Source organism: Amycolatopsis sp. NPDC047767 (assembly GCF_040704195.1).
In the GTDB taxonomy this organism is placed as follows: Bacteria; Actinomycetota; Actinomycetes; order Mycobacteriales; family Pseudonocardiaceae; genus Amycolatopsis.
In genome coordinates this window covers 1-1,932 of record NZ_JBEYSJ010000082.1, presented here as the reverse complement: position 1 = coordinate 1,932, position 1,932 = coordinate 1, and the positions used below count along the sequence as shown (strand labels likewise).

Here is a 1,932-nt window from a genome sequence, read left to right as displayed (position 1 = left end):
TCGGCATGGGGTTCATACTCGAACCCGAGGAAGCGCAAGAATGGATCGCCGCCGATCCGCGCAACACCGAGATACTCTTCCCATACCTCAACGGCGAAGACCTCAATCAACGTCCCGATGTGTCTGCGTCCCGCTGGGTTGTCGACTTCAATGACCGCACCGAGGCCGCAGCTGCGAAATATTCATTACCATTCACGCGAGTATTGGAGCAGGCCAAACCCGAACGAATGAAGAACAACCGCAAGGTCTACCGCGACTATTGGTGGCAACATGCTGAGAAGCGACCTGCGCTGCGCAAGGCCATTGCCGGTCTCGACGAGGTGCTAGCTATTGCACGCGTCAGCAAGTCCGTCATGCCAGTGCGAGTTCCTTCTTGCCATGTGTTCAGCGACAAGTTGGTAGTGTTCGCCACCAACTCGTTCGCAGACCAGGCAGTTCTGTCATCGAGTGTGCATCAATCGTGGGCAATCAAGTACGGCACCACGATGCGCATTGATCCGACCTATACACCACAGGTTTGTTTCGAGACGTTGCCGCGTCCGAAGGCGACAGGCCGCCTCGATGCCGCTGGGCGTGCCCTGGACAACGAGCGGAGGGAGATCATGCTGCGGCGCAGCCTTGGCCTGACTACCGTTTATAACCTGGTCAATGACCTGTCTGTTCAGGGCGACAGAGATGTTGATCGGCTACGTGAGATTCACATCGAGGTCGATGATGCGACCGTGGACGCGTACGGTTGGTCTGACCTCGAACTCGATCATGGTTTCCACACCTACCGCCAGATGGAGCGATGGACGGTGAGCCCCGTCGCTCGCGTTGAGATCTTGGATCGCCTCCTAGAAGAAAACAACAGCCGAAGCAAAAGCAACCAGCAGGGGAATCTCGCAGCACTTGCCAGCGAGATTCCCAAGGAGGATGGGACACTCTTTAGCTGACTGGTCCAGTTGTCCGTGTGCCGAGCCCAGAGACCGCGGTCGGCGTGAGGTTCGAGTCAGGTGAACAAGACTCCTTGCTCCTTCGGAATCTCGCTTCCTGACGCAGAAGGGCGGGTGTTGTACTTGTTCTCCTCGACGCGTCGGTGAGCCTCCTCCAGTAGCCGATCGAAGATCTCAACCCGAGCGGCGGGGCTGACGCTCCAGCGGATCATCTGACGGTAGGTGTGAAAGCCGTGATCGAGTTCGAGGTCGGACCAGCCGTAGGCGTCCATGACTTCGCGGTCGAGCTCGACGTGAGTCTCGCGCAGTCGGGTGATGTCTGTGTCTCCACGGATCGCGGGGTCGTTAATGAAGTTGTAGAGCTTCGTCAGACCAAGATTGCGGCGAAGCATCACATTGCGACGCTCCACATCCAGGATGCGACCGACGGCCCCGAGTCGGTCGATGGGCGCGGGGCGCGGGAACGTCTCGAACACGTCGGAAGGCGTGTAGCGAGGGTCATTTCTCATACCCGATCCATACTTGATCGCCCAGAGTTGGTGCGCTGACGAGCTGAGTATCGCCTGGTCGGCGAACGAGTCGGTGGCGAACACTACTAACGAGTCGCTGAACACATGGCAAGAAGGAACTCGCACTGGCATGACGGACTTGCTGACGCGTGCAATAGCTAGCACCTCGTCGAGACCCGCGATCGCCTTCCGCATCGCCGGTCCAGTCCTCCAGAAGCGCCACCAAGGGTGCTCTCGAACTGCTTGGTCTTTGTTTGATTGCCGCTCTGGCTTGACCAACTGCTGAACCCTTTCAAACGGCACTCTGTACTTCGCCGCTTCAGGCTCGGGAAGGTTTTTGAAGTCGATCACCCACCGCGTAGGCGAGGCATCAGGTCGCTGGTTGAGATCTTCGCCGCTGAGATACGGGAATAGCACCTCAGCATTACGAGAATTTTCAGCGATCCACGCCTGGGCCTCATCGGCCTCAAGCACGAAACCCATACCCC

General features: G+C 58.2%; 2 protein-coding genes. One reads left to right on the top strand and one right to left on the bottom strand.

What is annotated here, in order from left to right; all coding sequences use genetic code 11:
* On the top strand, positions 1-935 hold a 935-nt coding region (locus AB0878_RS49365), incomplete at its 5' end, for a type IIL restriction-modification enzyme MmeI (RefSeq protein WP_366590649.1).
* Positions 936-991: 56 nt separating this feature from the next.
* Here AB0878_RS49365 and AB0878_RS49360 read toward each other — a convergent pair.
* Positions 992-1,932: type IIL restriction-modification enzyme MmeI (locus AB0878_RS49360; RefSeq protein ID WP_366590647.1), on the bottom strand; the 941-nt coding region annotated here is incomplete at its 5' end.